The following is a 7169-nucleotide window of genomic DNA, read 5'->3' as shown; positions in this document are numbered from 1 at the left end:
GCCCGAGACATGCCCAGAACCGGCGGATTACACGATCAACCTTCAAAGACGAGGCACTAGAAGCGGATGCGGGGGCGCAGGGAGCTGGCCGTCCTCCGTTGCGCAACCTCACCGACCGGCCGATCTGATCCCACGGCCGTAGCAGGAGCCGATGACCAGAGGCCGACGCCTACGGGACCGACCCGCTCAAGATCGCCGGCGCCACCATCGCCACCAGCACGGGCGGCGCCGTCATCCGGAGGGAGACGCGGCCTCCGCCAGCGTCCAACCGTTCTTATCAGCCAGCGGTGACAGCAGTTCTCCGTGGCGCACATCGCCATCGGACCACCAACCGGAACGCGCATAATGACGGTCGTCGCTGTTGGGTCGCATCCAGCATCAACACCGGGCCAACCCGACGACCGATGGATCGTCCCGCGCCGGGAGTAGCCCCGCCCCAGGGCGTCACACGACGGCGACGGCGTCGATCTCGACGAGGAACCCGGGGCCCAAGCCGGCCACGACGTGGACCGTGATGGCCGGCGGCGGGTCGGCCCGGTTCCACACCTGCTGGAAGGCGGCCACGCCCTCGTCGAACGAGTGCCCATCCGCCACCGCGATGCGCCAGTGCACGATGTTCGCCAGGCTCGCCCCCTCGCTCGCCAAGATGGTCGCGAGGTTGCGAAACGCCTGCCCGGCCTGCTCCCCGACGGTGGCACCGACGACCTTACCGTCACGACCCGGCACGGTACACCGAACGACTCCGCGGTGCGGAGAGGAACCCGTACGATCCGGCGGTGGTCGAGATGCCATCACCCGTCGCGTTCCTTGGCCTGCCGCTGTGGCTTGGCCCTCCGGTGCTGCTGATCATCATGGTGACTCGGGTACGCGTGGTGCGCATCACATTCGGAGTCGGGCTGGTCGTCGCTCTGACCTTCCTCTTCGCCATCGCCTGCCAGCTACTGCAGGGCCAGGGTTTGCCAAACTGGATCGAAGGGTTGGTGCTCTGGGGACCGACCACGCTCGCAGTGTGCGCCATATCCCTCCTAGCCGATCGATGGCTTTCGCGGCGTCGAGACGCCGGCGTCCACCTGGAGTCAGGACAGAACTGGCGAGGATTGGTGGCGGGTCGGAGTGCGGCTGAGTTGCTGACGGCGGCTTTCGTCGCCTGGTCAGCATTTTGCGGCTGTTGTACCTTCAGCCCCGCGGCCGCCGCCTTCGATCTGCGCCTCGACTCGCCTACACCGGGTCTTGTGCTGCCATTAGTTAAAGACCTGACTTTGGTCTCCGCCGACCGAAACTGCGGCTCGGAGACGTGCTCCGAGACCTATCTCATCGGCTCACCCGACCAGGCTAGGCTGCAGGAGCTTACGGACCGCCTCTGGACGCACTTGGTCGCCACCAAGGGTTGGGAGCGTTCGCGTGACGACGCCGGATGCCAGCGGCCCGGATGGTTCTTACGGAACGAATTCTGCCTTTTCGTTGATGTCGAACGGACCGAGCCTGTCGCCGTGCTTAGGGTCCACGTGACAGGGGATTTGACTGTGGCCTCACTGCGGCGCGTGACAGGGTACTTATGGGCCCGGGAAACGACGCGTCCAGCTCATCGGGCCGACCGCGTCCGCGAGCGCCTGCAACGGGCGACACACCGTCATCGACACGACCGACCGGACGTCCTCGCACCTGGCCGCGCTAGGGTCCACGGCTACCGAAGGTGACGGCCGCGCTGGCAACGGCGCGCACGACCTGCGGCAGATCAGGACACCCGATCTTCTGTTTGGGCAGGCGCGCAACGGGTGCTGGCTGTGGCGCAGCGCCGGGATCTGGTATACGACCCGGACGTTCGGCACCTTCCACGGGGTCCAGTTGAGCGCCTGCCAGTGCGCCGGTGCCGCCTCGGGGTCCGGACTTGGACTGGACTGGAACGGAACGGAACGGAACGGAACAGGATTTTCCGCTAAGGACGATGCGCTCGGCGCTTGGCTGGCCGCGGTTTGGTACCGGCTCCAGCGCGACGTCAAGGGGGTAGTCCAGGCTGCTGGACCACCCTCGGTTCGCGGCGTTGGCCTCGTCCTTTGACCCAGTCGTGGCGGTAGGTTCGGCTCATGCCAGTGTCATGGGGTCGAGGCGGGCCGCGTCATCCTTCGACCAGTGCCGGATAGGTCGCAAGCTGTCGTTCGGTGGTTGGCCAAGTGCTGCGGAGATGCCGCAGGAGATCGGCCGCCGATGCGAGGTCCCCGAAGAGGAGAGGGATCAGCACATGAGCGAGAACCAGGGCCTCACGCCGCTGCGCTACGACCAGACGGGTCTGCGAGGAAAGCTCGCCCAGGTCCTCGTTGAGGAACCCACCGATGAAATCGATTGGCCCGCCGGCCTACCGGCCGGGATCGAGACGGTTGTCATCCTTGACGATGAACCAAACCCACATCACACCTTGCGGGTGCACCCGCCGGACGACCCCACGCGCATAACCTTGGTCGTGTTCGACCAGTTGGCGCTCTGCGAGAACTTGTCGGAGACGTGAGAACGATGGACCCGCGACGTATCGAGCTCAACCGCCGGCACAGTTGGGAGATGGGTTTGCTGTGCGCAGCATTCCTCGACGCCCATCCAGATGTCGAGTCCGAAGTTGACGGAGCCGATGACGGCAGACCAAGAGGCCGCGTGGAGTGCCTACAGCGCTGAACTTCTCGGTCGACATCAGGCCGAGCGATCCGCACTCGCGGCCGAAATCGAAGCCGAGCAGCGACGGCGCGGCGGCCCGTGACCGGGTGATCATGGCGAACTGCGGCGGCAGTGGAGCACCGGGCGACCTCGACGATGCGGTCGCGGCGATGACTCAGATGCTCTGTTCTACGAAACAGTCCTGGTCGAACGTGGGATCCGGCACCCGTACCTGCGGGAAGAGTCCGGCTGAGGCGCCTCCCGCCGCGCGCATCGCGGCAGATCAGGGCGCCGTCAGTGAGAGGTGCCAGGAAGCGAAGTCGTCAGGCGGACCCAAGACAAGCGCTGTCATATCCAACAGCCGTTGGTAGTAGCTCGCCTCGTAGCCGGCCAACTGCGGTACCACTCGGGCGAGGTCCTGCTCGCGTGCTGCAAGAACATCCCACCACCAATCATCGAGGTCGCCGCCGTTGATCAGCCACGTACTGATGCAGCCGGCGGCATCGGCATCGAGCATGACCATCCCGACCCCCGCGATGTCGACGGCCCTCAGACGGGCAGGAAACGCAGCCTCCCTATGCGCCGCCCAGAGTGCGGCAACAGCCTTGATGCGGTCATCATCTGTCATCCGGAACAGCCCTCCGATCGCCGGGACCCTTCAAGAGCGTAGGCGCACTACTCGGCAGTTCGGGACGTCGGTCGACGCCGGAGGTTGACCACGGAGCGTGACGGTTCCAGCTGGCGATGGCGTCCGCTCGGCGGGCGTGACAGTGCGAGTTCCACCGGCAGGAACTGCCTCCGGCGACCGACGGTTGCGCGGTGCGGTCGACCTCAGCGTCACAGTGTCCCGTCGAGCAGGGCGACAAGCCCGGCCGCGTGCCGGCCGTCGGGATCCAGATCTGGGCGGAGGTCTGCGATGCTGACGCCGACCAGGTTGGGCGATGCTGTGAGCGGGGCCAGGACCCCCGCGAGTTGGTTGAGGTTCGGCCCACCAACCTGCGGGTAGGTCACCGCCGGCATGGCGGACGGGTCGAGGACGTCGACGTCGATGTGCAGCCACATCGGTACGCGCAGTTGGTCGGCCCAGACCGCCGCCCGGTGTCCGGCGCCGTGCGGGTTGTCGACCACCGCCGGAGAGTCGATGGTGAATACTTCGGCGGGCAGGCGGGCCAGTTCAGCCGCTGAGGCCGCGTCGAGGCCGGTGGTGCGGTGCCCGATCAGGGCGACCTGCCGCGCCGCCACCATCGGTACCGCATTTCCCAGGCCGATCAGGTCCCGCGGCCCGTCACCGGTCAGCACGGCCAATTGCATGTCGGCGGTCTCGCCGGTATCCGACCCAGGCGCATCAAAGTAGTCGGGGTGGCCGTCGACCATCCACAGACCGACTTCGCCGAGGGATAGACGAAGCTGGGCGAATACGCCGAGCAGCAGGCTGCAGTCGCCGCCGATCACCAGTGGCCGCCGCTCGGGATGATCCCTCATACCCGCCTGTAGCGCGGCCGCCAATGCATGCGCGGCGGCAATGGTGTCGGGCAGCGCACGCACCCCGGTTGTCTCGTCGCGGCGGCTGCTGCCAATGACCGTAGCGGCGTCGCCCAAATCGACCTCGATGAGATCGGTCAAGCCCGCCACCCGCAGGGCGGCAGGTCCCCGCGCCTCGCCCCGGTTGCACCCTGAACAGTCCCACGGCGCGCCCAGTAGAAACCAACCAGAGCCAATCATGACTCGACGATACGGCGTCGGCTGCCGATCCAGCCTCGGACTCGGCGCCGACCACCGAAGGTTCGACGCACTCACCTCGGCAGGAGCGTGCGTTCGGCAGCTGGACGATGGCGTACGGAGCGTGACGGGGCGCCAGGTCCAGCGCGCTCGCTCGGCGGCATGTGAGTGACACTTTCCTGGAAAGGCTGAAGCTTGAAGCACGGGCCAGCTATAGGATCAATCAGTCTCCGTCAGCCTGTCTTTCCGGTCGGTCATGTGTCGTTGTCGTGACGAGGTGCCACCGGCCGCATGGATGCGAATCCAAAAAGCGGTGGTAATTCCGTTCGCGGCCGACCCGCCTTTGTTGCGCAATTCAAGGCATCGGCTCCAAACGGACTGCCTGGGCATGGTTCCATGGTTCAACCATTCCAATGAGCCTTTTCCAAGCTGATCTTGCGGCCCAGGGCGGTGTGGCGGAACCAGCGATCGATGGGCGCGAGGCTCCAGGTAGGACAGCTGTCGACCAAGACCCGAAGCCCGCCCGGGAGCCTCGCCATGCTGTCCTACCCCGCCACGATCCCGTTGTCCAGCCGAGCCCTGAACCACCTCGCCGAACGCATCCGCGGCCACCGCAAGCAGCGCCGATCCCGGTGGCGGCGCCTCGAACCCGGCCGGCAAGCCCTTCTCGCCCTGGCCCATCTGCGCAACGGCGACACCTACACCCGCCTCGCGGCCGGCTTCGAGATCGGCGTCGCCACCGCGTGGCGCTACGTCCAAGAAGCGATAACCCTGCTCGGCGCGGCCGCCGACGACCTGGACACCGCGATGCGACGCATCCGCGCCCTGGCCTACGCGATCCTGGACGGCACCCTGATCCCGATCGACCGCGTCGCCGACCAGAAGCCCTACTACTCCGGCAAGCACAAGCGCCATGGCGTGAACGTGCAGGTGATCGCTGATGCGGCGGGCCGACTGGTGTGGGCCTCGCCGGCACTGCCGGGCGCGGTCCACGACCTGACCGCCGCGCGAACCCACGGCATCATTGAGGCGCTGACCAGTGCGGACGTGACGACCTTCGCCGATAAGGGCTACCAAGGCTCCCGAGGCAGCGTGCGCACCCCGTTCAAGCGGCGTCGCTTCCGGCCGAAGCTGTCACGCCGGCAAAAAGCCGTGAACCTTGCCCACGCGAAGATCCGCGCTCGTGGCGAACGCGCGATTGCCACGCTCAAGACCTGGACGATCCTGGCCAAGCTACGCTGCTGCCCACGTCGTGCCACCGCGATTGTGCAGGCGATCCTGGTCCTGCACCACGTCGACGCCAACCGCTTCGCAGGATGAATAGCTCGCTGTACGTCCCTTGGTTGCCCGCCGCTACCCGGTCCCGCCGGCAGCGAGGTCGTCGCCGCTGAATACGAGGCAACCGAGGATGTTGGCCAAGACGGTCCGCTGGACGTGTGTCAGGGTGTTCACGAAGACTACGGCGTCGATATCCGCCTTTCGGCACGCCTCGGCGATCTCGCGGACCTTGCCGTGTGTTAGCAGCGTTCGGCGGGAGAAGGGCCGGGACATCCGGGCGGCCCCGCCGGGGCGCTCCCTCCACCGGTCGGAGACGCCCCGGCGCTGAACGTACCGGCCCACCACTCGGCCACCGCGGGCCTCAGCCAGGCCGGCAAGCTCGTCGAGCCGGATCTTGTACTGCTTCTCCTTGGCCGAGAACAGACCGACGAGTATGACGTCAGCGCCATCGAGCGGGTCACCAAGGTTCCGGTACTGCTTCACCCTGACATGATTACTTTCGCCGTGACTCGGGAGCCAGAGGTTTCCGGACCGTCGACCGCCGCTGGGCGCTCCCGCCCTGGCAAGGTTGGAAAAGGCTCAGTGCATCCGATCGGGTTTCGACTGCGTCCGTACCGGTTCGTCGGCGACGTACGTCGGGCTGAACTCGTGGAATGCTTCATCCGCCCATCGCCTGCGCACCGGGTCGGTGCAGGCACCCAGGAATGCTCGCGCCGCGGCGGCGATGTGCTGACGGTGGACGGCCAGCTCCGGAACTCGCACGAGCACCACCGCCGCGGTGATCGCCTCCTGCCGAACACCGGGGTGCGGGTCGTCCAGAAATGCGGCGGCGGCATCGTACATCTGGGAACGGCGCTGCCGGACCGCGTGCCACGCCGAAGTCGGGGACTCCAGCGGCGAGTATCCGGCGAGCTCGACGAACTCGCGGACGCGGAGGTCACCGACCGCATCGGCCACATCCGACAACCAGGTCAGCAAGTGGCCCCGCAACGGCCGGAGTCGGCCGTCCGGGCTCCGGATCACCGTATCGCCACCCACCTTGCGATCCAGCAGCGCCAGCACGTACCTGACGGCCGGCACCGCCGGCTCGAATACGTTCGGATACTCGATAAACGAGGCCCACAGATACGACAGGCCCACCGTGATGGACTGCGGATCGTCAGCGGCCAAGCCGTGCAGCGACGCCCACATGTCGGGGTCCGGCCACCAGTACTCCTCCGCTTGGCAGGCCCGTACGATGTCGTCGACCATGTTGCTTAGGTCAGCCCGCTCCTCAGCCACGGCAGCATGATGACACAGCATCGACAAGCCGGTGGCGGTCGCTGCATCCACAAGATGATCTCTCGGTCTCGTTCACCGTTACCGTGATCGGGTGCGCGCACATCGGCACGACCGGACGTCCTCGCGCCTGGCCGCGCTGGGATCCACGGCTACCGAAGGTGACGCCCTCGCTGGCAACGGCGCGCACGACCTGCGGCATGAGAGTGAGTTGATCGTGATGCAAGGATGTGCATCCTCGCAGACAACCA

The 7169-nt window shown here is 66.7% G+C and carries 7 protein-coding genes; 2 read left to right on the top strand and 5 right to left on the bottom strand.

What is annotated here, in order from left to right; genetic code table 11:
* Positions 1-444 precede the first annotated feature (444 nt).
* Positions 445-726, bottom strand: a complete 282-nt coding sequence (locus ACFP2T_RS47530; RefSeq protein ID WP_377434590.1) for a RidA family protein — start codon at positions 724-726, stop codon at positions 445-447.
* 1513 nt (positions 727-2239) lie between these two features.
* Between ACFP2T_RS47530 and ACFP2T_RS47525 the strand changes: the two genes are divergently transcribed.
* Positions 2240-2503: a DUF7161 family protein gene (locus ACFP2T_RS47525; RefSeq protein WP_377434587.1), complete on the top strand. Its 264-nt coding sequence runs from the start codon at positions 2240-2242 to the stop codon at positions 2501-2503.
* A 423-nt stretch (positions 2504-2926) separates the two neighbouring features.
* On the opposite strand, the gene ACFP2T_RS47520 is transcribed toward ACFP2T_RS47525, so the two are convergent.
* Positions 2927-3271: a hypothetical protein gene (locus tag ACFP2T_RS47520; protein WP_377434584.1), complete on the bottom strand. Its 345-nt coding sequence runs from the start codon at positions 3269-3271 to the stop codon at positions 2927-2929.
* A gap of 209 nt (positions 3272-3480) precedes the next feature.
* Positions 3481-4365: an arginase family protein gene (locus tag ACFP2T_RS47515; RefSeq protein WP_377434581.1), complete on the bottom strand. Its 885-nt coding sequence runs from the start codon at positions 4363-4365 to the stop codon at positions 3481-3483.
* A 534-nt stretch (positions 4366-4899) separates the two neighbouring features.
* Between ACFP2T_RS47515 and ACFP2T_RS47510 the strand changes: the two genes are divergently transcribed.
* A complete protein-coding gene (locus tag ACFP2T_RS47510) occupies positions 4900-5682 on the top strand; it encodes a transposase family protein (RefSeq protein WP_377434579.1) in 783 nt (260 codons plus the stop codon).
* Positions 5683-5715: 33 nt separating this feature from the next.
* On the opposite strand, the gene ACFP2T_RS47505 is transcribed toward ACFP2T_RS47510, so the two are convergent.
* Positions 5716-6123: an HflX-like GTP-binding protein gene (locus ACFP2T_RS47505; protein WP_377434576.1), complete on the bottom strand. Its 408-nt coding sequence runs from the start codon at positions 6121-6123 to the stop codon at positions 5716-5718.
* Positions 6124-6219: 96 nt separating this feature from the next.
* Positions 6220-6972 carry a hypothetical protein gene (locus tag ACFP2T_RS47500; RefSeq protein WP_377434573.1) on the bottom strand — a complete coding sequence of 251 codons (753 nt, stop codon included), beginning with the start codon at positions 6970-6972 and terminating at the stop codon, positions 6220-6222.
* Between the last annotated feature and the right edge of the window lie 197 nt (positions 6973-7169).

It is taken from the genome of Plantactinospora solaniradicis (assembly GCF_042658085.1).
Taxonomy (GTDB): Bacteria; Actinomycetota; Actinomycetes; order Mycobacteriales; family Micromonosporaceae; genus Plantactinospora; species Plantactinospora solaniradicis.
This window is presented reverse-complemented; position numbering and strand designations above follow the sequence as displayed.